Genomic DNA, 26599 nt, shown 5'->3' on the forward strand with positions numbered 1-26599 from the left:
CAGAACATGTCCTACAGCGGAGATCACGATCGGCCGGATCGTTGTCGGCGGACCCTCGTAGAATCGGCGGATGAGCTCCCCGGAAACCGGCACCCCTTCCGAAACGCGCCCTGAAGCAGGTCCTGAGACGAGTCCTGAGACGGACCACGAGACGGGTCATGAGACGGGTCATGAGACGAATCCCGAAACGAGTGAGGCGCTTGAGGTGCTGCGCCGCGTCTTCGGATACGACTCCTTCCGAGGGAGCCAGCAGGAGATCATCGAGCATGTGGTCGCCGGCGGCGACGCGCTCGTGCTCATGCCCACCGGTGGCGGCAAGTCGCTCTGCTACCAGATCCCCTCCCTGGTGCGTAAGGGCGTCGGGGTCGTCGTATCACCGCTCATCGCGCTCATGCAGGACCAGGTCGACGCCCTGAGGGCGCTCGGCGTACGGGCCGGATTCCTCAACTCCACCCAGGATCTCGACGAACGGCGCCTCGTCGAGGCCGAGTTCCTCGCCGGGGAGCTGGATCTGCTCTATCTGGCGCCGGAGCGGCTGCGCGTCGAGGCCACCGTACGGCTGCTGGAGCGCGGCACGATCTCGCTGTTCGCCATCGACGAGGCGCACTGCGTCGCCCAGTGGGGACACGACTTCCGCCCCGACTACCTCGCCCTCTCCTCGCTGCACGAGCGCTGGCCCGATGTGCCGCGTATCGCGCTGACCGCGACGGCCACCGAGGCCACGCACGCGGAGATCGCGTCCCGGCTCGGCCTCCAGGACGCGCGGCACTTCGTGGCCAGCTTCGACCGGCCCAACATCCAGTACCGCATCGCGCCGAAGAACGACCCGAAGCGGCAGCTTCTCCAGCTGCTGCGCGCCGAGCACCCCGGCGACGCGGGCATCGTCTACTGCCTCTCCCGGGCGTCGGTGGAGAAGACCGCCGAGTTCCTGGTGAAGAACGGCGTCGACGCGCTGCCGTACCACGCGGGGCTCGACACCCGTACGCGCGCCGAGAACCAGGCGCGCTTCCTGCGGGAGGACGGGATGGTGATGGTCGCGACGATCGCGTTCGGCATGGGCATCGACAAGCCGGACGTACGGTTCGTGGCTCATCTCGATCTGCCGAAGTCCGTCGAGGGCTACTACCAGGAGACCGGCCGCGCCGGCCGTGACGGACTGCCGTCCACGGCCTGGCTGGCGTACGGACTCCAGGACGTCGTACAGCAGCGCAAGATGATCGAGACCTCCGAGGGCGACGACGCGCACCGCCGTCGGCTCGGCGCCCATGTCGACGCCATGCTCGCCCTGTGCGAGACCGTCGAATGCCGGCGCGTCCAGCTGCTCGCGTACTTCGGGCAGTCCAGCACCGCGTGCGGCAACTGCGACACGTGTCTGACGCCCGCGGAGTCCTGGGACGGCACGGTCCCCGCGCAGAAGCTGCTGTCGACCGTGGTCAGGCTGAAGCGCGAGCGCAACCAGAAGTTCGGCGCGGGACAGATCACCGACATCCTGCTGGGCAAGAAGACGGCCAAGGTCATCCAGTTCGACCATGACGCGCTGAGCGTCTTCGGTATCGGTACGGACCTGCGCGAGGCCGAGTGGCGGAGCGTGGCACGGCAGCTGCTGGCGCAGGGGCTGATCGCCGTCGAGGGCGACTACGGGACGCTGGTCCTCACGGACGAGAGCGGTGAGGTCCTGGGCGGGCGGCGCCCGGTCGTCCTGCGGCGCGAGCCCGAGAAGGCGGCCAGGCCGGCGCGCGCGGAGAAGTCGTCCAAGCAGCGGTCCGCACCCGTCGATCTGCCGGAAGAGGCCGTGCCGGTGTTCGAGACGCTGCGCGCCTGGCGGGCGGCGTCGGCGAAGGAGCAGGGCGTACCGGCGTATGTCATCTTCCATGACGCGACGCTGCGCGAGATCGCGACGCTGGCGCCCTCGACGCTGGCGGAGCTGGGCACGGTCACCGGAGTCGGCGAGAACAAACTGGCGAAGTACGGGCAGCAGATCCTGGAGACGCTCGGTACGGCGGTCGGTACGGCGGAATGAGCCTGCCGCAGTCGTCTCACGCACAACAGCCGCCACTGCCGCACGTGCTCTGGATCGGCGGGCCGCCGGCGGCCGGCAAGACGACCGTGGCCCGGCTGCTCGCCCGGCGGCACGGACTGCGCTGGTACAACGCCGACGCCCACACCTGGGAGCACCGCGACCGTGCGATCGCCGCCGGGCACCCGGCGGCCATCCGGTTCGAGGCGCTGCCGCGCGCCGAGCGCTGGTCCGTGCCCGAGGCGGAGCTGATCGCGATGTCCCTGCACCATGAGCGCGGGCGGATGATCGTCGACGATCTCCGCGCGCTGCCGGCCGCGCCGCTGATCATCGCCGAGGGCACCCCGATCACCCCGGCGGTGGTCGCGACGATCCCCGGCGGGCCGGCCGCGTCCGTCTGGCTCCAGCCATCGGCCGAGGTCCAGCGGGCCCGGCTGCGCGAGCGCGGGCTCTCCGCCGGGCCGCTCACGCTCTACCGGTCGCTGGTCGGCGAGATCGAGGCCGAGGTGGCGGAGTACGGGGCCCGGAGTCTGGTGATCGACGGGGACGGCGGGATCGGCGGGGACGGCGGGATCGATGGGGACGGCGGGATCGAGGAGACCGTGGAGGCGGTCGAGAAGATCTTCGCCGAGGCTCTGGACGAGGGACCGGTGGCGGAGACGGCCGGGGAGCGGGCGCGGCTGCTGCGGTACGCCAACCGGGCCACGGTCGCTCAGCACGAGGCGTTCTTCGCGCGCCCGTGGTCCCCGGGCAACGCGCGGACGACCGTACACGCCTTCACCTGCGAGTGCGGACAGGCCGACTGCCGGGACGACGTCGCCCTCGCCATCGCCGACTTCCCGGCACCGCCCGACGACGCCACGTCCCCACCGGTCCTGGCCCCGGGGCACCAGGATGTGTTGCTCAGCCGATGCCGTCCAGCCGCAGACTCCACCGGCCCGGGGTGCCCGTCAGGGTGACGGTCGACAGCGGCTGGACATCCACGTACCAGTACGTGCGGGGCGGCGCCTTGAGCGCGTACACCAGCGCCGCGCGTACGACGGCCGGTTCGGCGACCGCCACGATCGCGGCGACGTCCTCGGCGGGCCGGGTGTCCAGCCAGCCCCCTATCCGGGAGATGAAGGCCAGCAGCGTCTCGCCGCCGTGCGGGGCGGAGCGCGGGTCGGCGACCCAGGCGTCGACGGCGGCCGGTTCGCGGGCCATCACCTCGGAGAGGGTGAAGCCGCGCCAGCGGCCCATGTCGCAGTCGCGCAGGGCGGGCTGCGCGAGCGGCGCGTAGCCGAGCGCGTCGCCGGTGGTACGGCTGCGCAGCGTCGGCGAGCAGTAGCGGAGGTCGGCGGCGGCCAGCGGGACGAGGGCGTGGGCGACGCGCTGCATCTCGTACCAGCCGGCCCGGTCAAGGGGGCGGTCGTCGTCGAAGCGCTCGTCGTACAGGTCCGAGCTGCGCGCGGCGGCGACCAAAGTGACCCGAACACTCATGGCCGTGATCGTGGAGCCGAAAACCGGACCGGTCAAGAGGCAGCCGATGGCGGGAAGGAAACCATTCCGGATATGTGACCGGCATGTTCCCCGGGCCGGATCGGCCGACCCGTGTCTGTTCAGCCGAGCGCCTCGTCCCAGGCCGTACGGAGCCGTCGTACGCCCTCGCTGATCTCCGCGGGCCCCGCCACCGCGGCGAAACTCAGCCGCAGATGGGGGGCGGGCGGTTCGGCGCTGAAGTACGGGCGGCCCGGCGCGACCGCGACGCCCGCGCGCAGGGCGGCCGAGACGACGGCCTGTTCGTCGGCGCCGTCCGGGAGGCGGAGCCAGAGGTGGTAGCCGCCGCGCGGAATGTGCGGGAGGGCCGATTCCGGCAGTTCGGTGCGCAGCGCGGTGGTCAGGGTGTCCCTGCGGGTCTTCAACGCGGCGGAGACGGAGCGCAGATGGCGGTTCCAGGCGGCGGAGCCGACCAGCTCCAGGGCGGCTTCCTGGAACGGGCGCGGTACGAAGAAGGTGTCGACGACATGGATGGCGCGCAGCCGTTCGAGGACCGGGCCACGGGCGGCCAGTACGCCGACCCGCAGGCTCGGGGAAGTCGCCTTGGTGAGGGAGCAGACATGGACGACGACACCGTCGGGGTCGTCGGCGGCGAGTGGTCCGGGCAGCGGGCCGGCGTCCTCGTGCACCAGCCGCCGTACGAAGTCGTCCTCCACGACGAACGCCCCGGCCTCCCGCGCGATCCGCAGCACTTCGGGTCTGCGGGCCGCGCAGAGCACGGCTCCGGTGGGGTTCTGGAAGAGCGGCTGGCAGACGAAGACCCGGGCGCCGCTGGCCCGGAAGGCGGCGGCGAGGAGCTCGGGCCGTACGCCGTCGGGGTCCACCGGCACCGGTACGGGGCGCAGCCCGGCGGCGCGGGCGATGGCCAGCATCCCCGGGTAGGTGGGCGATTCGACCAGGACCGGCGCACCGGGCGGGGCGAGCGCGCGCAGCGCGGTGGTCAGCGCGCTCTGGCCGCCGGCGGTGACCAGGATTTCGGCGGCCGTCCAGGTGGCCCCGATCCCCCGCGCGAACCAGTCGCGCAGTTCGGGCAGCCCGTCGGTGGGCGGCCTGCCCCAGGCGCCGGGCCGTCTGCCCGCCCGTGCCAGCGCGGCGGCCATCGCCTGCTCCGGCTGGAGCGAGGGGTGCAGATAGCCGCCGCTGAACTCGATGACGCCGGGCGGTGGCGCGGCGAGCGAGACCAGCACACCGGTGGCGTCGACCGAGCGCGGCACGAGTTCGGTGGCGGCGTCGGCGCTGAGGGCGACCTCCTGCCAGGAGGTGTCGCCCGGCCGCACGGCGGCGTTCCTGGCGGGTGCGCGGAAGGCCCCGGCGCCGGGACGGGTGACGACCAGCCCCTCGGCGGTGAGTCTGGCGAGGGCGCGGGAGACGGTCACCGGAGAGACGCGGTGACGCTCGACCAGCGCCCTGCTGGACGGCAGCTTTTCACCTGGTGAGTAGCGGTTCAGTTCCCGCTTCAGTGAACTCACCAGTTCTGCCACGCTGCTACGCTCGTGCATGACAGCACAGGATAGCGCTACTCCCCGTACCTCGATAGCGGTCAGCGGTGACTCCGCGGGCCCCACCGGCGGCGACACAGGCGGCACCGTGCGCCGCACCGGGAGCGTGTCCGACACCCACGGCACGCGCGGCGGCACGCTCCTCGCCGCGCTGGGCGTCGTCGCTTTCTCGCTCACCTTCCCGTCCACCGTGTGGGGCCTGGAGAGTTTCGGCCCCTGGTCCCTCGTCGCCGTACGCAGCGCGCTCGCCGCGCTCATCGCGGGCGGCTTTCTGCTGGCCCTCCGCTTCCCGGTCCCCGCGCGCCGGCACTGGGCCGGGCTCGCGGTCGTCGGCGGCGGAGTCGTGGTGGGCTTCCCGCTGCTGACGACGCTCGCGCTGGAGACCTCCACCACCTCGCACGCGGCCGTGGTGGTCGGCCTGCTGCCGCTCACCACGGCCGCGTTCGCCGCTGTCCGTACGGGCAGGCGCCCCTCCAGGGCCTTCTGGCTGGCCGCTCTCGCCGGCGCGGCCGTGGTGATCGCGTTCGCGGTCCAGCAGAGCGGCGGGACACTCTCCTCCGGGGACCTCTACCTCTTCGGCGCCCTGCTGGTGTGTGCGGCGGGCTATACGGAGGGCGGCAGGCTGGCCGGGGTGATGCCCGGCTGGCAGGTGGTGGGCTGGGCGCTGATCGGCTGTCTGCCGCTCGCGGTGACGGGCGCGGCGGTGGCGCTGTCCTTCGAACCGGCCCGGCTGACGGCCCACGGCGTGATCGGACTCGGCTGGGTCGCCGCGGGCTCGACGTTCTTCGGTCTCTACGTCTGGTACCGGGGCATGGCGTCGATCGGCATCGCGAGGGCCAGCCAGCTCCAGCTCGCGCAGCCGGTCCTCACGCTGGCCTGGTCCGTACTGCTGCTCGGCGAGCACCTCACACCCGCGGCGCCGGTCGCGGCCGTCGCGGTGCTCGTCTGTATCGCGGTCACCCAGCGCGCCGGCACCTGACCGCGCCCGGAAGACCACGGGGGGGGACGAGCGGGTCCGGGAGTCCGGCCCCGCTCGGCCCGATTCGGCAGGCGCCCGGTCCATCTCGGCGCGCGCCCGGCTCACTTCGGCACGTGCTTCCCGTAGTGGTCGGCCACCACCCTCGTCATCGCCCCGATCGGATCCGCGCCGACCTCCTTCGCCGAGAAGAAGCAGTGCCCCCGCGCCCCCGCGTACTCCTTGGCGAGGGTCAGATGACGGGACAGCTCGGCCGGATCCTGCCAGGCCGCGTCCTGGGCCGGATCGCCCGCCTTGTAGAGGGCCTCGCCGATGTACAGATCGACGCCCGTCCCCCGTACGACGCCGTCCCAGCCTCTTCCGGATTCGTCGCACGGCTGCCTTGCTCGGCTTGATCAGCAGCACCGTCCCGCCGCGGTAGCGGCGGATGTTGAAGCCCAGGAAGTCACAGCCCTCGTCGAGGTGGACAACGCTCGTCTTGTCCTCGTTGAAGACCAGCCCCCTGGGTTTCAACCAGGTACCCAGTCGCGTCTGAATCTGTTCCACCTCGGCCTTTGAGCGGGCGAAGGCAAGCAGGTCGTCGGCGTATCTGATCAGTACCGGGGATCCCGGAACAGTCTCACCGGCGTGCGATCCGCCGGTGAAGTAGCGGACTCCGGCAGCCATTTCCATCCCGTGGAGGGCGATGTTGAGCAGGAGGGGACTGATCACGCCGCCTTGGGGAGTTCCCTCCTCGGTGGCGGTGAAGCACTCCTTCTCGATGACCCCGGCCTTCAGCCAGCGGGCGATCATCCCCGTTGCGGGGAAGGATCCGAGCATCTCGATGAGGTGACCGTGATCGATGCGGTCGAACACCGCCGCCAGGTCCGCGTCCAGGACCCACTGCCGCTTCGGGTTCTTCCCGTGCGCGACAGTGAAGATGGCCTGGATCGCGTCCTGGCAGCCCCTGCCCAGCCTGAACCCGTAGGACTTGGGTTCGAACCTGGCCTCCCATTCAGGTTCCAGCGCGTTGACCGTCCTGGCCTGCAGGAACCGGTCAACGATCACGGGAATCCCGAGCGGATGCCGCTTTCCATTGCTCTTCGGGATATACACACGCCGGGCGGCCCTGGGCTTCCACGGAGCGGAAGAGTGCTGGACCCAGGTGGCCAGTTCAGCCTTTCCCGGGGCCGTGAGCACGACCCGCCCGTCGATGCCCGCCGTCCGGCGGCCAGCGTTGATCTCCGTGACCCGTCGCACGCTTACCAGCGTGTTGCTGCGGCCGCGGAGCATCAGCTTCTGCAGATTGCGGACCCTCTTGAGGTCCCCTGCCTGCGATGCCGCGAAGATGCGCTGGCGCAGACGACGTACGTCCTCCTCCGCGGCGTCCCAGTTGACCTGGTGCCAGTCGAGGAATTCGCCCTCCGGTCCGTGCGCTGGCGGCCGCGCTCGGCGACCAGCCCCGTCTCCTTCAGCCGGGCCAGGACAAGATCAAGCAGGTAGTCGTCTCGGTCGTCTCTTGCCAAACGGTCGCGGAAGTCACCGAGAACACTGTGGTGGAAACCCGGGTCGTCCAGTTCCAGGGCCAACGCGTACTTGAAGTCGATCCGGCAGCGCACGGCCTCAGCGCCCTGCCGGTCGGACAGGCCGAGCAGGAACTGCAACACGCAGACAGTGGCCAGCCGGGCCGGCGACAGACCCGGACGCCCGTCCCGCGGATACCACTCAGCGAAGTCCTCGTCGCGCCACAGCCCGTCCAGCCGATCTCTCACCCACATCGCCGTCGTACCGCCGGGGTTGCTCGCCCGCGCGATCTGCACGGTCAGAGACGGGACTTGCTCACCAGAAAGAGGACGGACTGACAACAGGCACCTCGACAACTGCATCGGTCTTCGGAACAGTCCGAGCATGCCCGTTGATCATGCTGCCGCACCGAGTAACTCCAAGATCCCCGACAGAGTCAAGCTAGACCCAGCGGATGACATCGTCGTGGTCCAGACGGGGCAGCCGCTGAAACCAGGGGTTCTCGCCGGGCCGGCCGATGTTCACGACGAGGATCGAGTGCCAGCGGCCGTCGGGGAAGAATTCGGCGTCCACTCCCGTGGCGTCGAATCCTGCCATCGGTCCGGCTGCCAGGCCGTGGGCGCGGATGGCGAGGATGAAGTAGGCCGCCTGCAGGGTGGCGTTGAAGTTCGCGGTGTGGGTCCGCAGGTCCTCGTTGGCGTCGAAGACGGCTTTGGCCTCGGGGCGGAACGGCAGGAGGGTCGGGATGTGTTCATGGAATCGTGCGTCCACCGCCAGCACCGCCACCGCTGGGGCGGTCGCGGTCTTGTCCCGGTTCTTGTCGGCGATGTGGTTGACCAGCCGCTCGCGTCCTTGCCCCGGGCGGACGTACAGCACGCGCAGTGGCTGGGTGTTGGCAGAGGTCGGCGCCCACTTGGCGAGCTCCCAGACGCTGGAGAGCTCGGCGTCGCTCACCGGTGTCGGGGCGAAGGTGGCGTTCAGTCGCAACGGTGGCAGTGCGTACGTGGCGAACGCCGAGTCGGGCAACCTGTCGGTCATCGACACCCACACACGTCGGGTCACCCGTCAACTACCCGCGGGGCGCTCCCCGGTGGGCGTCGCCCTCACCCCGGACGGCGAGTTGGCCTACGTCGCCGACGAAGTGGGAAAGCAAGTCCTTGCCGTCGCAACCCGTACTGGCAAGGCGACTGCCGTGCAGGTCGGCGAGGGCCCTTTTGACGTGTCCCGGGCCCGACGGCCGCTTCGCCTACTCCGCGGATCTCGGTCCGGGCAACGTTTCCGTGATCGACACCGGCAGCCACCGCGTCTCGGCCACCGTTGCCCTGGGGCCTCCCGGCACCGACCCGTTCAACCTGGAAGTCACCAGCCGGGCTGTCTACGTCACGAACAGGGAGCGTGGGACCCTCACGGTCATCGTCCCGACATCCAACAAGGTCGTCGCGACTGTCACCCTCGGCGACAGCCCCTACGGCGTCGCAGTGAGCTGAACCCGCGATGCACCGCATCGGGTCGCCGTCGACCTCGAACCACCTGCCTGTGTGGGGCAAGACGTTCCGTGATCGCTTTGACAGGTGGATTCCTTGTGGGAGGGTGGACGTAAGGAGGTGTGTCGCCTCGTCGGACGTGATGCACCCACCACACTGCGGCCGCATCGGAGCGACATGGCGCCCCCCCACAGTCCTGGGTGCGGGTTTGCTTGCGGTGCAAGGTTCCGGCAGTCGGCTGCGCCCACCACCCGCCCCGCCAGCGGGAGCACGCACGCGGCGTGCTCACAGCGAAGGGACCTGTCATGAAGGCACTGGTTTACGAAGGACCGCGCTCGGTGACGGTGAAGGATGTACCGGACGCGAAGATCGAGCGACCGACGGACGTCCTGGTGAAGATCACGACTACGAACATCTGCGGGTCGGATCTGCACATGTACGAAGGACGCACTGACATGGCGGCCGGGCGGGTCCTGGGCCACGAGAACATGGGCGAGGTCGTCGAGATCGGTGACGGCGTGGACCGGGTGCGGGTCGGTGACCTGGTGTGTCTGCCGTTCAACATCAACTGCGGTTTCTGCCGCAACTGCGAGCAGGGCCTCACCGCGTACTGCCTGACCACACCGGTCGACCCGACCATGGCCGGCGCCGCATACGGGTTCGCGGGAATGGGCCCGTACAACGGCGGGCAGGCGGAGTTCCTGCGCGTGCCGTATGGCGACGCGAACTGCCTGGTCCTGCCCGAGGAGGCGCGGGAGAAGCAGACCGACTACGTGATGCTCTCCGACATCTTCCCCACCGGCTGGCACTGCACCGAACTGGCGAAGGTACAGCCTGGTGACAATGTGGTGATCTACGGTGCGGGGCCGGTCGGCCTCATGGCCGCCTTGTCGGCGAATCTCAAGAGCGCAGCCAAGGTGATGGTCGTGGACCGCCACCCGGACCGCCTCGCGCTGGCCGAGGAGATCGGGGCGATCCCGATCGACGACTCCAAGGCCTCGCCCATCGACCAGGTCAACGAACTCACCAACGGTCTCGGGGCGGACCGGGGCTGCGAGTGCGTGGGCTACCAGGCGCACGACCCGCAAGGTACCGAGCACCCCAACCTCACGCTGAACAACCTGGTGCACTCGGTGAAGTTCACCGGCACCATCGGCGTGGTCGGCGTCTTCATCCCCCACGACCCCGGCAGCCCCGACAAGCTGTACAAGGAAGGCGAAATCGCTTTCGACTACGGGCTGTTCTGGTTCAAGGGCCAGTCCGTGGGCAATGGGCAGGCCAACGTCAAGGCGTACAACCGGCAGTTGTGCAACCTGATCGAACAGGGCAAGGCCAAGCCGTCCTGGATCGTCTCGCACGAACTGCCGCTTGACCGGGCCCCTGAGGGCTACGAGCACTTCGACGCCCGCGACGACGGCTGGACCAAGGTCGTTCTGCACCCCGACGGCTCCTGACCCACGACCGTAAGGTCGGACGTACTTGTACTGCGGCGGCTGCGCACGGCTGGCGGACCTCGAGATACCGAAACACGGCGGCAGTGCCCTCCAGGTGCATCCGCTCCACGGGGACAGGCACGTTCACCGGAGATCCCATCGATACCCAGTACGGGACCGTGCAAGTCGCCGCCACCCTCTCCAACGGAAAAATCACCGCGGTGAAGATCCTCAGGGCACCAAACCAGAAGGGCCGCGTCCGTCGAGTGCAGACCCTGGTCGGTGGCGAACCCGTGGACCAGTCGGTTGATCTCACCGTTCATCCGTCGCAGTTGGACCGCGAAGGCCCGCAGGTCTACGGCGCCGGGCACGGGCGCGCTGTCATCCGAACTGGTCAAGACCTCAGCCTATAGACTCCTTTGGAAGGTATCCAGAACTGCCTCTGCATACCTTGCACCGCATCCGGACACCCCGCACAGACACAACTGCGGGCTCGAGTGACACACCTGAGGGGCAGCAGGAGAGGGCTGGAGTGGAGCGCTCCGCGTCAGCGCACGGTCGTGGGGTGCGGGCAATCCGGCAGCACCGGCCGTTCCCTTGTGCGTACGGCGGGGAGCCAGGCCGCGGAGGGCGTGGATCCGGGTGGGAGACGGACGCGGAACCAGCGGGTGGACCGCTGGTCCTCCTCGTCGATGATGGGCTGCCCGTCCGCGAACTGGCAGTCGGCGGCGAGGATATCGCCGTGCCACGCCCTGGTCTGTACGACGTTGTCCGCGGTGTAGGGCCGCCCGGGTTCGATCGCCAGGCCCAAGCTGCACTGAGGGTCCCGGTCGACCCGGTCCTGGCAGCCCCGCTCCGCGTTGAACACCCGGAGCGTGACGGCCGCACCGCCCACCCGGCCGGCCGGTGCCGACGAGCCCACCCGTGCTGCGTCCGAGCACAGGGCCGCGCCGGCAATCCCGCACAGTGCGGTGGCCAGGACGGCGGCGCGGGCCCGGCCCCGCAACTGCCCCGCCTCCGTCTCGGGCGTCTCCTGCCGGGCGGCGATGCGGGCCAGGAGGCTCTCGGCGGTGTGCGGGGCGCGCGCCGCGTGGGTCGGGGCGAGGCAGTCGGCGACCAGCGCGCGCCAGAACGGCGGCACCGTGTGGTCCATGCGCAGCCGGGCACGCCCCTCGCCGTACTCCTGGACCGCGGCGCCCCGCGCCACGGGTGTGGCGCCGGAGAACGGTGAGCCGCCCGACGCGAACACCTCGTGGATGACGATGCCCAGGGCCCAGATGTCGGCCGTCGGACGGACCCGCACGCCGAGTTCGCCCAGCGGCGCCCTCCAGCGCTCGGGCGGCAGGTAGTCCAGGGTGCCCATGGGAGACGCGTATCCGTGTGTCCCGGTCAGCTCAGTGGCAAGGCCGAAGTCCGAGAGCTTCACGGTGCGGTCCTGGCCCAGCAGAACGTTCTCCGGCTTGAGATCAGCGTGGACCCAGCCCGACCGGTGGAGATGCGAGAGCCCCTCGCAGATTCCCGCGATCAGCCGGCCGCGATCGGCCTCGGGCACCCCCGCGTCGATGAGTTCCCGCAGACTGCCGGCAGCCCGCTCCATGACCAGGACGATCGCACCCTGCAGGGAGGGGCGGTCAGGTGCGGCGAGAACGAACGACTCCAGGAGGCCGATCAGCCTGGGATGCCCGGCTCTGCGCCCGAGCTCGACCTCGCGGCGGGCGGATTCCACGATCCTGCGCGCCTGCCGCGGCGCGAGCCCGGCAGTCGGCATGATCTTGAGCGCGACGTCGGTGGGGCCCGAAGCCCGGCCCGCAAGGACAACGCCGGTCTGGCCCGGATGCCCGGCGGCCGGCCGCGCCGCGTAGACAGTGGACCAGCCTCCGGACCCGATCGGCTGCATGACCACCCAGGCTCCCACCTGATGACCCGGTGGAAGCAGGTCCGTACAGTCGTCCTCCGTGGTGTCCCCCAGACCGTGCGGCGGTGTCATCGTGCCGTCAGCCGATTCCGCCCGCCAACCCCTGACAGGGGCGGCAGCAGCGCAAGGTGCTCCTCCCGTACGAGCCCGAACCGCAGCGCGAGCCCGACGATCTCCTCCCGCTTGCCATTGCGGCGGTCACTCTTGCCGGGTTCATGAGCGTCCGGGACGCCGATGCGTAGTTTCTCCTCCGCGAGGTAGTCGATGTGCGAGCTGACCGCCCGCGCGGTCAACGTGCCGCAGGTGACGTGCCCCCTGAGCCGCTCGACGATCTGAGGAGTGGTGGGAACCGCCACGCGGGACTGATCCCGCAGGCGCGGTTCGCACAGCGCGACCAGGACCAGGAAGTACGTAGCCGTCTCGTCCAGGGAGTACGCGGTGACCGTGCTGTTCCCCCAGAGGACGCCCGTGGCCTCCGGGTCCAGATAGATGTGGTCGGGAGCGAACACCTGGAAGGAGATGGAGACGTCACTACGGGTGGGCAGCACCACGCGGGAGAACTCGAACGGGATCGGCGCCCCTACCCGCCGCGGCGGAACCCTCAGGTACTCCCCTGCTCCCTCCGGATTCTCCACGAGGTAGCTGTGGGTGGTGCTGTGGTTCGTCAGCTGCCAGTGGTCGTCGGTCACACGAATCTCCCCGGCGAGCCGGGAGATCGCCGGGTCGGCGAGCCGCAGATCGATGGGGATCGCCGTGGAGCCCCGCCCGAAGCGGGCGACCTCGCCGGGACCGAGCCGTAACGTCACCGCGTCACCGTACGGTTCGCCGCCGTCGGCGCCCCCGCTTCCCTGCGGCAGATGGACGACTACACCGCTCACCGCGCCCCCCGTTCCACGCGTCATGCTTCTCGGACGAGCGGAACGATACTCATCCGCCACGGGAGTTCACCGGCGTACTTTGGCCACTTCGCCGGGACCGCTCGCGGGGGCGGGCCGCAGGCCGCAGCGGCGCAGGAAGACGCTTGAAGCGCCCTCCCCAGGGCGCACCGCGACGCGCTCCGCACAGAGCGCCGCTCGCTGTGCCCCAGGTCACCACAACCCTGCGACAGGCGCGGTGATTTGAGGCTGTTTCCGGGCCTCTGTCAAGCTGTTCCGCCGGAGATTTCACGCCGAGTCGCGGGAAGACAGCCTGCCGCTGCGCACGGCCGGGGCGCGGGACCTGTCCTCCCACGCCGGGCGCAGATACCTTCTTCCAGGTCGCGCAACGTGGGGAACGTCACCGCGCGTGGAGGAAAGGGAGCCGGGGCCGGGGCGATCCGCGGCGCGCAGGAAACGCCGATTCCCCCGTTCACTTGGCGAGATCCGCACGCTCTGTTCACATAGCGGGACTGCCCGACACGAGGGGCGCGATCGCGCGATCACCGAAGGCCGTCCACGACTGCCACGCGCCACTCGGCCGCTCCTGGACGCGGGTCCGTATGCCGCCGGCGACGGTGACGGCGAAGACATGCAGCCGCCCGGCCGAGTCGAGCGCGGTCGTGGGTGTGGCGACGAGCCTGATGCCTGGCTCGCCGAACTCCCGCCCGGAGTCGAAGTCCCCGCCCGGAGTGACCTGCCGGCGGTGGCTGAGCAGGGCGCCGGCGGGCGTCAGGGAGAACGCCTCCAGTCGGCCGTCGGCGCTGATGGCGAACGTCGGGGCGGCGGCGCTCCAGCCGAACAACGGCAGCCACTCATCCCAGCCGCCGCTCGGCACGGCCTGCCGCCGGGCGAAGGTTCCCACGCCCGAAGGACCGATCGCGACGACGGTGAGCCGACCGCTGCCGTCCCTGGCCGCCCGGGGCGCGGCGCCAGCCGCGGTGCCGAACGGGTGCCATGCCGCGGTCCAGGGGCCGCTGGGGGCTGCTTGCCAACGGTGGAGGATCCCAGAGCCGCCGGGCGAGAGGGCGAACACCTCCAGTCGGCCGTCGGCGTTCGTCGCGACCACCGGTGGCGCGCCCGCCGCCCCGCCGAAGCCGGGCTCCCACGGGTCCCAGGCCAAAGCCCCGGGCGACTGCTGCCGTCGCCGCGCGAAGGAGGCGCCGCCGGGGCTCAGGGCGAAGACCTCAAGACGGCCGTCGGCGTTGCGGGCGACGGCGGGGGCGGCTCCGGCCGGGCCGCCGAACTCCTCCCAGCCGTGCCAGCCGCCGTCCGGCCGCTGCACCCGGTGGTGCAGGTTGGCGCCGCCCGGGGCGAGCGAGAACACCTCGAGCCTGCCGTCGGCGTTGCGGCCGAGCGTGGGAACCGCACCGGCCGGCCCTCCGAAGGACTCCCACGGCGACCAGGTGTCGGTGGACGGGGCGAGCTGGACGCGCCGCAGCATCGAGCGGTCGGCGGCGTCGAGTGCGAACAGTGTGAGGCGGCCTTCCACGTCGAGACCGGCCACCGGGTTGTCGGAGCTCTGCCACGGCGGCGGCGCGTCCCGCCAGTACAGGGGCGCCACGTACAGCCCATTGCGGAACCAGCCCGCGGCGCTGGCGTACCACGCCTCCCCGTCGCTGATCACCTCGACGGCGTGACCGGCCACGTGCCCCGCGTATCCGGCGAGTTCGAAGCGCAAGGGGTCCCGCGACGCCAGTACGTCGGTGCCCTCGTAGCCGCCCCGCGGCCCGATGAACAGGTAGTACCAGCCGTCCCGTTCGACGACGCACGGCGACTCGGTGACCGAGACCGTCGCGTCCGTGCTCGCGTCGGTGAACGCGACGCCCGGCTCGCTCCAGTGCAGCAGATCGGCGGAACGCCGGTAGGCCACGATGTGGTGGCCGCCCGCGCCCGAGAGTTCGGTGTAGTACATGACCCACTCGCCGCCGACCCGCAGCACCATCGGGTCACGCGCTGCGATGCCCCTGAACAGCGGTCCTGACGGTTCGCGGTTCCAGGTGAACAGGTCGGTCGAGGAGGCGAGGTTGATTGCGGCACCGCTCTCGCCGCCCGCGGCGTAGAACATCCAGTACGTGCCGTCGGCCTCGACGACGTGCGGCGCCCACAGGTGTTCCTCGCCGAAGTAGGACGGGGCGACGGTGAGTGCGTCGGCGTGGGTGGTCCACGGCCCGTGCGGGCTCGGCGCGGAGGCGTGGGCGAAGGAGATCTCCGCCGTGCTGTCCGGGGATTCGCCGCGCGGCGCGCTGGCCCCGACGATGCTGAACAGGTGCCAGCGGCCCTGGGCCTTGATCAGCGTGTGATCGTTGAGATAGCGGGGGCCTGCGGAGGTGGATGGGTCGTAGACGTACGCGAAGGGCTCCGCACCGACCCAGTACGGGGACGGGGTGTCCCCGGAGGTCGCGGCGGACGCGGGTCCTGCGCCCAGGAACGGCGGTGCGCCCGCCCCGGCCGCACCGCGCAGCAGGCTCCGTCTGCTGATCGGAAGCATGAGTCCCTCCAGGGAGACCGCGGGCCGGCCGTGCTGCACAGGGGCACGGCCGGCCCGCGGGGTTGGGTGTGTGGGGCGGTCGGGGCCGGTCAGCTGCGTGCGGGTCCTGCGGTGTCGTTGAGCCAGGCCCACTCGGACCAGGTGGCGAAGCCGGTCTGCCACCTGTGGAAGGTGCCTGTGGGGTTGGTGCCGAAGACTTCGATGCGGCCGTCGGCGTTGGTGGCGGCGGTTACTTCGGTGCCGCCGGTGCCGAAGGAGGCCCAGTCGCTGAAGGGAGCGTTGACGGCGGTCTGCCAGGTGTGCATGGCGGTGCCGCCGTTGATGGCGAAGACTTCGACGCGGCCGTCGGGGGTGCGCTCGCTGGTGAGCTGCGAGTCGGCGGGACCGCCGGTGGCTTCCCACTCGGACCAACTGCTCGGTCCTGTCTGGTACCTGTGGAACACGCCGACCGGTCCTGAGGCGAAGACTTCCAGGCGTCCGTCGGCGTTGTGGTCGACGGTCAGGTCGCGGCCGCCGATGCCGAAGGTGTCCCACGCGGACCAGCCACCGTTGGGAGCGGTCTGGTACTGGTGCTGGAAGGTGTCGCCGTTGAGGGCGAAGACCTCCAGGCGTCCGTCGGGTGCCTTCTCCATTTCCACGCGGCTGTCGGCGGGGCCGCCGCCCGTGTGCTCCCACTGCGACCAGCCGCCGTTCGGGGCGACTTGGTATCGGTGGAAGAGTCCGACCGGGCCGGACGCGTAGACCTCGATGCGGCCGTCGGCGTTGACACCGGCCGCGGTGTCTCGGCCGCCTTCGCCGAAGGATTCCCAGCCCGACCAGCCGCCGGACGGGTTCAGTTGCCAGCGGTGCTGGAAGGTGCTGCCGCTGACGGCGAACAGTTCCAGGCGGCCGTCGGCGTTGGGTGCGATGGCGAGTTCGGCGTTGCCGGGTCCGCCGAGGGTCTCCCAGGCCGACCAGTTGCCGTTGACCTCCTGCTGCCAGGCATGGTGGATGCCGTCGGCTGCCGCGGCGAACACCTCCAGGCGCCCGTCCGTCGACCGCGCCGACACGACCCGGCCCGACTCCGCCGGATACACCAGCGGCTGGGGCCGGGGACCGCTGCCCGGGGTGCAGGGCAGCACTACGCCGCGCTCCGCGAGATATATTTCGGGGTCGATGCCGTAGGTAGTGGACTGGTCTCCCCAGATCCGCAGATGGAGGTGGGGACCGGTGGAGTTCCCCTCGGCGCCCATCAGGGCGATCTGCTGGCCGGCCACGACGCGGTCGCCGACGGAGACGTCCCGCCGGGACATGTGCCCGTACTCGGAGATCCTCCCGTCGGGGTGCAGGACGCGGATCCACTGGCCGTAGTCGCCGGTGTATCCGGAGATGGTCACCTCGCCGTCGCCCACGGAGTGGATCGGCGTCCCGACGTCATTGGCGATGTCGACGCCGTTGTGGCCACTGTGGTAGTGCTGGGACACGAAACCGGCGGCCGGACAGGCCGCGGCGGAATTGGCGGCCGCAGCCTTGGGCGCGGGCGCGGCAGCGGCCGGAGCCGCGGGCACCAGCGGCGACAGGAGCAGGGCGAATGCCGCCGCGAGAACACAGGTCAGTGCGCGTCGGGCAAGTCCAGGAAGCATGAGACGTTCCTCCCCTTGGCAGTCTCGGGGTGAGTGGGACAGACGTGCGGTGCACGAGGCGCCAGTCACGCCTTGCGCAGCCGGTCGATGATGCCGTCGATGTCGCGTTGCAGCATGTCGTGGCGAATGAAGTGGCCGCCGGGCGGCTCGTGCCACTCGTGCGGTATGCCTGCGTTGCCGAGCAGGGAGCGGAACTCCCGCTGCCCCGCGAGGACCTGGGTCTCGTTGGCCGTGTCGAACCAGTTGATCGGATCCGGGCTGGTGCCGGCGACCAGGAAGACCCGCTTGTTGCGGTAGCTCTCGATCCGCTGTACTGGGTTGTCCGCGTTCACCCGGGCCTCGTCCCACAGCGGCGCCCGTAGACCGTGCCGCCGTTCAGGTCCAGGAGCGCGGACGAGGTGTTGGCCCAGTGGACCACCAGGCCGTTGTCCCGGCGCAGACTGGCCGGGCCGGAGTGGGCGCTCACCGAGGCGGAGTGGCTCCAGTACTTGGCCGCGTACTTCAGCGCGCCGAAGCCGCCCATCGAGAAACCGGACACGGCACGGCCGTCGTACTCCGCGAACGTCCTTAAGTTCGCGTCGATCCACGGGATCAGCTGCTCGATGTGGAACTGCTCCCAGTTCCGCGGGCCGACGTTGGAGCTCACGGGGTTGGAGTACCAGCCCGCGTGGCCACCGTCGGGCATCACGACGATGATCGGCTTGCCCGCGGTCCACTCCCGGATGCGCTCGCGGTCGAACGTGATGAAGTCCTGATCCGTACCGCCTCCGTGGAAGAGGTAGACCACGGGGTACGTGCGCCCGCACGTTGACAGCGGGATTCCAGCCGATCGCGCTCGTCTGGAACCGGTAGTACCACATGCGGGCGCCAGCCTCGCCGCGCTCCACGATACGCAGCCCGAAGCCGTCGCCGACAGCGGCGGCGGTGGATGCGGCGGCGAGGACAGCCCCGCTGCCCAGGGCCAGAGCGGCCGAGAGGCCCCCTGCGGTCTTCAGGATGTTCCTACGGGTGGGGTGCTGCGCGCTCAACGTGCCCTCCTGTTCCAGAGTGTGACGATGCGTCAGGGTGCGGGAAGAAGTCCCGTCACGCCGCTTCAGGCCGTGCACGGCCCGCCGGGCGGTCCGCGCGAACGGGCGGTCTGGAAGGTAGCAACGGGACGGGGCCGAAAGACTCCGGAAGGTTACGGACTGACAGGCGGGAGTACGTCGGCTAGGGACAGGACTTCGGCCGCGCCCCCGGGCGCGGCGGCATCATCGAGATTTCATCGCTCCTGCCTAACGTGGCCGCGTTCGGACGAGGGTCGCTACCACGGGGAAGGACGGGCTCGATGGCGCGGAGGAGATTCAGAGCGAGACTGCCGCTGGTGGTCACGGCCGTGGTGGCGGTGATGAGCACGATGGCGGCAACCGGGTCGGCGGCCACAGGGCCGGCCGCCGCCGAACCCGGGCCGGACAAGCCGACGATCCGCTACACCGAGTACGGAATCCCGCACATCATCGCCTCGGACTGGGGCGGGCTGGGAACGGGTTACGGATACGCGGCGGCCAAGGACAACATCTGCACCTTGGCCGACACCTATCTGATGGTCAAGGCCCAGAGGTCCCGTTACCTGGGGCCCGACGGCAAGGCGAGCCCCGGGCAGAACCAGAACAGCACCACCAATCTCAACAGCGACCTGTACTTCCAGCGGATCAAGGACAACGGGGTGGTGGAGCGGCTGCTCGCCAAGCCCGCCCCCGACGGGCCCGAGCCCGAGGTCAAGGAGGCCATTCGCGGCTACGTCCAGGGATACAACAGGTACCTGGCCGAGACGGGCGTGAACAACCTCACCGACCCGGCCTGCCGCGGTGCGGCCTGGGTGCGTCCGATCACCGAGCTGGACGTTTACCGGCACGCACACGCCGAGATCATCATGGGCAGCGCCGACCCGCTGCTGGACGGCCAGGTGACCGCCGCGCCCCCGGGGGCGTCGACAGCCGCGCCGCAGGCGTCCTCACCTGCGAGAACCACCCCCGCAAAGACCTCACCCGCGAAAACTGCGGAGAAGATCCGCGACGCGCTGGCGGCGAGCCGTGAACAGGGCATGGGCAGCAATGCGCTGGCGGTCGGTTCGCAGGGCGTGTCCGGCGCCACCAGCATGCTGCTGGCCAATCCGCACTTCCCGTGGCAGGGCAAGAACCGGATGTGGCAGAGCCAGCTGACCATCCCGGGCAAGGTCAACGTTTCCGGGGCCAGCCTGCTCGGACTTCCCGCGGTGAACATCGGGCACAACGACGACGTCGCCTGGAGCCACACCGTCGCCACGGTCGCCCCGTTCGGGCTGTTCGACGTGCAGGTGGATCCGCTCAACCCGACCAAGTACCTGGTGGACGGCGCCTGGAAGCAGATGACCTCGCAGCAGATCGCCGTCGACGTCCTGCAGGCGGACGGCTCCCTCGCCAAGGTCACGCGGAAGCTGTGGTCCACCCAGTACGGCCCCATCACCACGTCGATCATGGGCTACCCGCTGCCCTGGGTGGTCAGCGCGCACGCGGTGCGCGACGTGAACATGAACAACCTGCGGGCGCTGAACACGTGGTTCCGCCTGGACCAGGCCAAGGACGTCCACGACGTGGTGAACACCCTGGAGACCACGCAGGGCGTCCCCTTCTTCAACACCGTCGCCTCCGACCGCGAGGGCAACGCGCTCTACGCGGACATCCAGGCCGTCCCCAACATCACTGACGAGCACGCCGGATCGTGCCTCACCGAGACCGGCAAGCTGTTGTTCAACCAGTCGCTCCGGCTGCCGAACGTACCGCCGCTCTCCATCCTCGACGGCAAGCGCAGCGCGTGCGACTGGCCCGACGACCCGAATGCGGTCGGGCCGGGACTGCTGGATCCGCACAAGCAGCCGCGGCTGATCCGGTCCGACTTCGTGGGCAACGCCAACGACAGCCCCTGGCTGGCCAACCCCGATCAGCCGCTGACCTATCCGCGGGTGATGGGCGACATGGCGGCGCCCCGGTCGCTGCGCACCCAGGAGCTGATCCTGACCGCGCAGAACCGGATAAACGGCACCGACGGCCTGCGAGGCAGGGGCTTCACACCGGAGTCCATGGGACAGTTGCTCTTCGCCGACAACAGCAGGGCCGCCGACCTGGCCCTCAACGCCACGGTGTCGATGTGCCAGAACGTCGCCTTCGGGCTCATCCTGGTGGACGGCAACGTGGTCAACGTGAGCGAGGCGTGTCCGATCCTGGCCGCGTGGAAGAGCCACGACTTCACGGCCGACAGCCGGGGATCCTTGCTGTTCGCGAACTACTGGTCCTTCCTGCAGGGTTCGCAGGGACTCGAGAACCTACCGTGGAAGGTTCCCTTCGATCCCAAGGACCCGGTGCACACGCCCAACTCGCTGGACTCCGGAAGCTCGGCCGTCCGCGACGCGTTCGGACGGGCGGTTCTCGCGCTGCGCAAGGCCGGCATTCCGCTGAACGCGCCGCTGTCGGACGTCCAGAAGATCACCCGTGGCAGTGAGCAGATCCCGATCCACGGTGCGTCCGGCAAACTCGGCGTACTGAACGTGATCGAACTCGGCCAGGTCGACGGAACACCGGACGTCGAATTCGGGTCCAGTTTCATCCAGCAGGTGCGGTTCACCGCCGATGGCCCGCCAGAGGCGTACTCCGTTTTGGCCTACTCCCAGTCGGCCAACCCGAACTCGCCGCACTACGCTGATCAGACCAAGTTGTTCTCGGCGGGCCGGTGGGTGACCACGCGGTTCACCGAGGAGCAGATCGCGGCCTCACCGGCACTGGAGACCAAGGTCCTCGACTGAGACCGACGCCCCTGACCGAGACTGCCGTCCGAGCACGCCGGAACCGTTCACGACGGTCTCCGGCGTGCTCCTTCATGGGCGATTCATCGCCCATCGATACGTTGCGTGCCGCGCGAAGCAGAGACCTACAAGCAGCACAAGGATCACAAGGAGGCACGCTGTGAAAAGACAGTCGAACTGGTGGCGCACGGTGGTGGCGTGGATGGTCGCCGTCGCCGCTGTCGCCATGGTCACGCCTGCGGGTACGGCGCAGGCCGCCGACGGCACCACGCCGCCGAAGATGGCGGACGGGTTCGGCCTGACCCAGGTCGGGACGGCGACGGGAGACGCCACCAACTTCTACCTCACGGTGACCACGCCCGAGGTCGCGGGCGAGCAGCACATCAAGATCATTCTGCCGAGCGGCTACTACGCCGACCCGGGCAGGCGCTATCCGGTGATGTACTTCCTGCACGGTTCGCCCGACGACCCGATCCAGCAGAACTACCCGGCGCTGAGCATGTCGAACGACATGATCACCGTCATCCCGGACGGCGGAGCCCGGGGCTGGTATGCCAACTGGCTCAACCAGAAGACCCCGGCCGGGGCCCAGAACTGGGAGAACTTCCACCTCAAGCAGGTGATTCCGTTCATCGACGCCAACCTGAGGACCATCGCCACCAAAAAGGCGAGGGCCATCGCCGGGGTCTCCATGGGGGGGTTCGGGGCCTTCCACTACGCCCAGGTCCGCCCCGACCTGTTCAGCCAGACCGCGTCCCTGTCGGGTGACATCGACCTGTCGGCCAACTCCATGGACCTGCGGTTCGCGGTCGTCGCCTCCCTCATCGACGCGCAGGGCGGCGAGAACTCCCCCTACAAGCCCGCTGTGGACAGCGACGCCGCGTTCGGCTCGCCCTACCCGGTGTTCAACGCCGACTGGCGGTTCAACGAGGTGGACCCGCAGCAGCACATGGAAAAGCTCGCCGGCATCGGGGTCTCCATCTACACGGGCGACGGCGGCGGCTCGCCCGGCACCTTGGAGTTCTGGGTCTCGGGCGCGGCCAAGAACGTCAAGGCCCGCATGGACGCCCTGGGCATGCCGTACTACTACGTCAACTACGGCGACGGTTCCGGCTGGGGCACCCAGTGCAACGGCGACCACAACGGCGGCTGCTGGGAGCAGGACCTCCGGGACCTGATTCCCAGGCTGGAGAGGGCCTTCGCCTCCTGACCGTCCGGATAACCGTCCGGGCGTAGGCCCGCCGTCGTCCCGCCCGCCACTGATGCGGCGCGGGACGACGGCGAGCGCGTGCCACGCTCTAGTCCTACTCGACGGCGGGGCCGGGACCGTTCAGCCAGGCCCACTCCGACCAGGTCGTGAACCCCGTCTGCCACCTGTGGTAAACGCCGGCGCTGCTGGTCCCGAACACCTCGATGCGGCCGTCGGCGTTGTTGGCCGTGTTGATCTCGGTGCCGCCGCCACCGAAGGTCTCCCATGCCGAGTACGACGCGTTCGGCCCGGTCTGCCAGGTATGGCTCGCCGTATCGGCGTTGATCGCGAACACCTCGACCCGGCCGTCGACCGTCCGCGAGGTGGTCAGCGCGGCGTTGGAGATCCCGCCGGTGCCCGCCCACTCCGACCACGAGCTCGGACCGGTCTGCCAGCGGTGGAACACACCGTTGGGATTGGAGGCGAACACCTCGAGCCTGCCGTCCTGGTTGTAGCTGACGGCGACGTCGTGCCCGCCAGTGCCGAAGTTCTCCCAGGCGGACCAACCGCCGTTGACCCCGGTCTGGTAGAGGTGCTCGAAGGTCGAGTCCGCCAGCGCGAACACTTCGAGTCGCCCATCGGGTGCGTTCTCCATGGCAAGGCGCGCATTGGCCGGGCCGCCGCCGACGCCTTCCCACTGGGCCCACGCGCCGCTGGGCGCGGTCTGCCAGCGGTGGAACACGCCGTTGGCATTGGAAGCGAACACCTCGATACGGCCGTCGGCGTTGTTGCCCGCCGCCAGGCGGTGCCCCCCGGTGCCAAAATTCTCCCAGGCCGACCAACCGGCACTGGGACCGGTCTGCCACATGTGGTCGAACGTGGTGTCCGACAGTGCGAACACCTCGAGCCGGCCGTCCGCATTGGACGCCACCGCCAGCTCAGCGTTGCGCGGACCGCCCACGGACTGCCACGGCGACCAAGCGCCGTTCACCTCAGTCTGCCACGAGTGGTACACGCCGTCGGCCCCAGCGGCGAAGGCCTCCAGCCGCCCGTCCGCGGACCGCCCGGACACCACCTGACCCGAGGCGTACGGGTGCTTGGGGCTGCTGCCCGTACCGGACCACAGAGCGTTGGCGATGAGCTCCGCGTCGCCCGCCTCGATCGCGTACAGATAGCGCAGGTCCTCTCTCGGCCGCTGAACCTGCCAGCACACGTCGCCGATCGCCTCGTTGTTCCACGAGCCTCCCGGAAACTGCTGTTCCATCGCGTCGAGGAAGGCGTTGGTGGCGTAGGCCGGGTTCAGACGCTGTTCCCGGGTACCCCACCAATCCTGCTGCTGGAACAGCCCGAGGCTGGTGTAGTCGACAGCCTGAGAGTAGTTGTTCATGCTGCTTTCCACGATGATCGTGGCGATGGCGATCGCCGCGGCCCTCGGGTTGAGCCCCCGGTCCTTCACCGCCTGCGTGACCATCCGCGCGCAGGACATCTTGTAGGCGTCCAGATAGCCGGCCATCTTCGCGTTCAGCTGCGGGTTGAGCTGGCCGGCCATGATGCCGTCAGTGGCCGACGGGCCGGCCGGATCACAGGGCACGGTCGGAATGGCCAGCCCCTGCGGCCCGCTGAAATATCGGGAGACGCCATACCGGTCATCGCCCGGGCGAGGAACAGGCGGGGGTTTCGCGATGGCAGCCGAGGTGGTCATTCCGATGACCAGGGCCCAGATGCCGGCCAGGACGGCCAGCCTGGTGAACACGCGGCATAAGCCAGGTCTTGCCATGGTGTGCCCTTCCGTCGTGAAATTCGCGGAATTCAGCCGCTTCCCGGCCCTGCGGAACAGCCGGTCAGCCAGCGTGGATGACGCCGGGCAGTGCCGGCCGCCGCAGTCGGTCGGACCGGCCGTTCCTCTCCGGTCGTCGGCGGCCGACAGTAGAGGGCACCGATGAAAAATCCATGGAATCAGCCCCCGCGCGAACGGGGGGGCGTCGATCCGGCTGACGGTGGGGCCGCCCTGTCGGTCCGGCGCCGTGCGGGTTTCATCGGGATGTCATCGGCCACTGTCACTGTCGTCCGGTGACCTTGGCCGACCGCGTACCGCAGAAGACGGCAGACGCGTAGGCCGACTACATGGGGGAGGATCGAATGCGAGCAAAAAGCATCGCGGCCGCGTCAGCCGGACTTCTGCTGACCGCTGGGCTTTCAGTGGCACAGGGATCCCCGGCGCAAGCAGCGGCTCCGTGCGAGGGCACCTACACGATCGTCGTCGGTGGCACGGGAAGCTCATGGAACAACGACGGCTTCTACGGCAACATCCAGCAGCACGTCGGGTACCCCACGCAGATTCCCAACGGTGCGAGCGCCCGTGCAGGCGTCAACGAACTGAACCGGCTGGTCCGCGACCAGCGTGCCGCGTGCCCGGACCAGCACGTCAAGATGGGCGGGTATTCCCTGGGCGCCGCAGTGGTACACATCTGGGTCACCGAGAACTGGCAGACATTCGGCAACGTCAACGCCGTTCTCATCGCCGATCCCAAGCGCCAGGCCCCTCCCGGCGCCAACGGCGGATCCGTGCCGTTCGGCGGCATCATCGGCGCCCCGCTCGCCGGCGCCGACAAGTTCTTCGGCAACATACCGGTCAAGACCATCTGCCACTGGGACTACGTCTGTGACGAGTCCGCCGGCATTTGGACCTACCCGGCCAACCACGTCAACAACTACCCCAACGACTTCAACATGGATCACCACAACGACAGCGCCAACGAGCAGTGGTACAACGGCGCCTGGAATCCCGCCTCCTGGTAACCGCGGAGAACTCCTCCGCCCGGCAAGCGGCCACATCCATCACCGTCTGCTATCGGCCGGGAAGAACCGGCCGTCGGCAGACAGTGGTGTGCGCCGGTGCCGTTCGGTGACGAGGGCCAGGCCGGCCTCGTCACCGCGCAGGATCATCCGGTGCGTCCGCCGCAGCAACCGGCTCGGAGCAACCCCCAGGTCGTCGGCCAGACGGCGGCGGGCGCGGTCGAACACGGTCAAGGCGTCGGCCTGCCGGCCGTTTGCGGTACAGCGCCCGCATCAGCATCGCGGGCAACGGCTCATTGAGGGGGATGTGCCGTAGACAGAGCGAACAGCTCGGAGATCGTTTCCGCGTCGTGGCCCAGCCGCAGCTGCCACTCCACCTTCTGCTGCCCGATGGCGATCCGGCGCTCGGTGAGCCGCAGCCGCTCCAGTTCGGCCAGAGGGCTGGGCAAACCGGCCAGAGCCTCCCCGCGAAACAGCTCCATCGCCTGGGTGCACAGGCGGACCGCCTCGGTCGGGTCGCCCGCTCGGTCGGCCGCCCCGATCCCGGCGACAAGTTCCTCCAGGCACGCCGCGTCCACGTCGACCGCTCCGGGGACCAGTTGGTAACCACGCCGGGCGTGCTCGATGACCGAGTCCGGACTGCCCTCGATGCGCAGGAGTGCATTCTTCAGGCGGAGCCGTCGTCGGCGGCGGACGTGTCGACGCTCTTCACACTCAGGCTCATTTCCGCCGTGCTGCCCGTTCTGTCTCGCCTCGTCGCCCCTTTTTGCCCGGCCCGTTCTTGCTCGGCGGCGACCTTCTCGAGAGTCTCCCTGACGTCCTTCTCGACAAGCATCCCCGCAGTGTTGTGGTGAGCGCGGACGGTCGTGGAGTTCACACTGACCGGGGACAGGTCCGCCCTGCCCTGGCGGGCGGCTTCGGCGATCAGGCCCTCCAGCAGCGCGGTGAAGACACCCGCGTTCCGCCAGACCCGGAAGCGTCCGTAGACGGTTGGCCAGGGCCCGAACTCACCCATCTCACGCCACTGCGCGCCTGTCCTGAACCGCCAGATCACCCCCTCGAACTGATCCCGTAACCGCTCGGGGTATGGGCCGTACCCGCCAATGAGCAGGAACGGCTCAATCAACTTCCACTGCTCGTCGGACAGTTGCCTGCGCGTCACGATCGTCTTCTTACCGGATCAGACGTATCCGAATCGGCAAGATTGATCACGACATCACACAGGCACTAGTACTCCAGTTGCAGTTCTCCATACGCCCTGGTCAAGGGGCCCTTCGGAGTCTAGTTGGCTGACGGACCGTCAGAGTGGCGATGGTTCGTTACTCACCCGATCGGGGTGCGTTGAACCGGTTATGGGAACGGAGAGCGGTGTCGAAGTAGGTCTGTGGGACAGCGAGTTGGAGTCAT

The 26599-nt window shown here is 69.5% G+C and carries 18 protein-coding genes and 5 pseudogenes; 8 read left to right on the plus strand and 15 right to left on the minus strand.

Annotated features, from left to right (window positions below):
• The first annotated feature begins 70 nt into the window (after positions 1-70).
• Positions 71-2020 (plus strand): DNA helicase RecQ, encoded by a 1950-nt coding sequence (recQ, locus tag ACIRQP_RS15810; protein ID WP_403889370.1) that lies wholly within the window; start codon positions 71-73, stop codon positions 2018-2020.
• A 44-nt stretch (positions 2021-2064) separates the two neighbouring features.
• The gene (locus ACIRQP_RS15815) at positions 2065-2976 is read left to right on the plus strand and encodes a hypothetical protein (protein ID WP_403889373.1); all 912 of its coding nucleotides are present in this window, start codon (positions 2065-2067) and stop codon (positions 2974-2976) included.
• Here ACIRQP_RS15815 and ACIRQP_RS15820 read toward each other — a convergent pair.
• Both ACIRQP_RS15820 and ACIRQP_RS15825 read right to left on the minus strand, forming a co-directional pair.
• The gene (locus ACIRQP_RS15820) at positions 2921-3496 is read right to left on the minus strand and encodes a histidine phosphatase family protein (RefSeq protein WP_403889376.1); all 576 of its coding nucleotides are present in this window, start codon (positions 3494-3496) and stop codon (positions 2921-2923) included. The two genes, ACIRQP_RS15815 and ACIRQP_RS15820, sit on opposite strands and share 56 nt — an antisense overlap.
• 119 nt (positions 3497-3615) lie before the next feature.
• Entirely contained in the window at positions 3616-5052 is a 1437-nt protein-coding gene (locus ACIRQP_RS15825) for a PLP-dependent aminotransferase family protein (RefSeq protein ID WP_403889379.1), read from the minus strand.
• On the opposite strand from ACIRQP_RS15825, the gene ACIRQP_RS15830 reads away from it, so the two are divergent.
• Positions 5051-6031, plus strand: coding sequence for a DMT family transporter (locus ACIRQP_RS15830; protein WP_403889382.1), 981 nt, complete (start codon positions 5051-5053; stop codon positions 6029-6031). The genes ACIRQP_RS15825 and ACIRQP_RS15830 overlap by 2 nt on opposite strands.
• A 101-nt stretch (positions 6032-6132) precedes the next feature.
• On the opposite strand, the pseudogene ACIRQP_RS15835 reads toward ACIRQP_RS15830, so the two are convergent.
• The 4 genes and pseudogenes from ACIRQP_RS15835 to ACIRQP_RS15850 form a co-directional block, all read right to left on the minus strand.
• Positions 6133-6381: pseudogene (locus ACIRQP_RS15835) on the minus strand (hypothetical protein); the annotation flags it as partial.
• A 133-nt stretch (positions 6382-6514) separates the two neighbouring features.
• A pseudogene (locus tag ACIRQP_RS15840) lies at positions 6515-7369 on the minus strand (reverse transcriptase domain-containing protein); the annotation flags it as partial.
• Entirely contained in the window at positions 7300-7917 is a 618-nt protein-coding gene (locus ACIRQP_RS15845) for a transposase (RefSeq protein WP_403889385.1), read from the minus strand. The pseudogene ACIRQP_RS15840 and the gene ACIRQP_RS15845, both read right to left, overlap by 70 nt.
• A gap of 55 nt (positions 7918-7972) precedes the next feature.
• A complete protein-coding gene (locus tag ACIRQP_RS15850) occupies positions 7973-8569 on the minus strand; it encodes a malonic semialdehyde reductase (protein WP_403889388.1) in 597 nt (198 codons plus the stop codon).
• A gap of 242 nt (positions 8570-8811) precedes the next feature.
• Between ACIRQP_RS15850 and ACIRQP_RS15855 the strand changes: the two genes are divergently transcribed.
• Both ACIRQP_RS15855 and ACIRQP_RS15860 read left to right on the plus strand, forming a co-directional pair.
• Positions 8812-9018, plus strand: coding sequence for a YncE family protein (locus tag ACIRQP_RS15855; protein WP_403889391.1), 207 nt, complete (start codon positions 8812-8814; stop codon positions 9016-9018).
• Between the two features lie 302 nt (positions 9019-9320).
• Positions 9321-10469 (plus strand): glutathione-independent formaldehyde dehydrogenase, encoded by a 1149-nt coding sequence (locus tag ACIRQP_RS15860; RefSeq protein ID WP_403889394.1) that lies wholly within the window; start codon positions 9321-9323, stop codon positions 10467-10469.
• Between the two features lie 224 nt (positions 10470-10693).
• On the opposite strand, the pseudogene ACIRQP_RS15865 reads toward ACIRQP_RS15860, so the two are convergent.
• From ACIRQP_RS15865 to ACIRQP_RS15890, 6 genes and pseudogenes are all read right to left on the minus strand, one after another.
• A pseudogene (locus tag ACIRQP_RS15865) lies at positions 10694-10846 on the minus strand (MarR family transcriptional regulator); the annotation flags it as partial.
• Between the two features lie 149 nt (positions 10847-10995).
• Positions 10996-12435 carry a serine/threonine-protein kinase gene (locus ACIRQP_RS15870; RefSeq protein ID WP_403889397.1) on the minus strand — a complete coding sequence of 480 codons (1440 nt, stop codon included), beginning with the start codon at positions 12433-12435 and terminating at the stop codon, positions 10996-10998.
• Complete coding sequence (locus ACIRQP_RS15875; RefSeq protein WP_403889400.1) at positions 12432-13241, minus strand: serine/threonine protein kinase; 810 nt, start codon at positions 13239-13241, stop codon at positions 12432-12434. The genes ACIRQP_RS15870 and ACIRQP_RS15875 overlap by 4 nt, the downstream gene beginning before the upstream one ends.
• Positions 13242-13737: 496 nt before the next feature.
• Positions 13738-15768, minus strand: coding sequence for a family 43 glycosylhydrolase (locus ACIRQP_RS15880; protein WP_403889403.1), 2031 nt, complete (start codon positions 15766-15768; stop codon positions 13738-13740).
• Between the two features lie 89 nt (positions 15769-15857).
• On the minus strand, positions 15858-17390 hold the full coding sequence (locus ACIRQP_RS15885) for a peptidoglycan DD-metalloendopeptidase family protein (protein ID WP_403889406.1): 1533 nt from the start codon (positions 17388-17390) through the stop codon (positions 15858-15860).
• A gap of 65 nt (positions 17391-17455) precedes the next feature.
• A pseudogene (locus ACIRQP_RS15890) lies at positions 17456-18418 on the minus strand (alpha/beta hydrolase).
• A 299-nt stretch (positions 18419-18717) separates the two neighbouring features.
• On the opposite strand from ACIRQP_RS15890, the gene ACIRQP_RS15895 reads away from it, so the two are divergent.
• A complete protein-coding gene (locus ACIRQP_RS15895) occupies positions 18718-21207 on the plus strand; it encodes a penicillin acylase family protein (RefSeq protein ID WP_403889409.1) in 2490 nt (829 codons plus the stop codon).
• Positions 21208-21409: 202 nt separating this feature from the next.
• Positions 21410-22417 (plus strand): alpha/beta hydrolase, encoded by a 1008-nt coding sequence (locus tag ACIRQP_RS15900; protein WP_403889443.1) that lies wholly within the window; start codon positions 21410-21412, stop codon positions 22415-22417.
• Between the two features lie 94 nt (positions 22418-22511).
• Here ACIRQP_RS15900 and ACIRQP_RS15905 read toward each other — a convergent pair whose 3' ends face one another.
• Positions 22512-24173 carry a peptidase M23 gene (locus tag ACIRQP_RS15905; RefSeq protein ID WP_403889412.1) on the minus strand — a complete coding sequence of 554 codons (1662 nt, stop codon included), beginning with the start codon at positions 24171-24173 and terminating at the stop codon, positions 22512-22514.
• Positions 24174-24535: 362 nt separating this feature from the next.
• Here ACIRQP_RS15905 and ACIRQP_RS15910 point away from each other — a divergent pair, with 362 nt between their 5' ends.
• A complete protein-coding gene (locus tag ACIRQP_RS15910) occupies positions 24536-25195 on the plus strand; it encodes a cutinase family protein (protein WP_403889415.1) in 660 nt (219 codons plus the stop codon).
• A 39-nt stretch (positions 25196-25234) separates the two neighbouring features.
• On the opposite strand, the pseudogene ACIRQP_RS15915 reads toward ACIRQP_RS15910, so the two are convergent.
• Both ACIRQP_RS15915 and ACIRQP_RS15920 read right to left on the minus strand, forming a co-directional pair.
• Positions 25235-25866, minus strand: a pseudogene (locus ACIRQP_RS15915) (BTAD domain-containing putative transcriptional regulator); the annotation flags it as partial.
• Positions 25860-26354 carry a transposase gene (locus tag ACIRQP_RS15920; RefSeq protein WP_403889418.1) on the minus strand — a complete coding sequence of 165 codons (495 nt, stop codon included), beginning with the start codon at positions 26352-26354 and terminating at the stop codon, positions 25860-25862. The gene ACIRQP_RS15920 and the pseudogene ACIRQP_RS15915, both read right to left, overlap by 7 nt.
• Positions 26355-26599 lie beyond the last annotated feature (245 nt).

It is taken from the genome of Streptomyces sp. NPDC102274 (genome assembly GCF_044766385.1).
Lineage (GTDB): Bacteria > Actinomycetota > Actinomycetes > Streptomycetales > Streptomycetaceae > Streptomyces.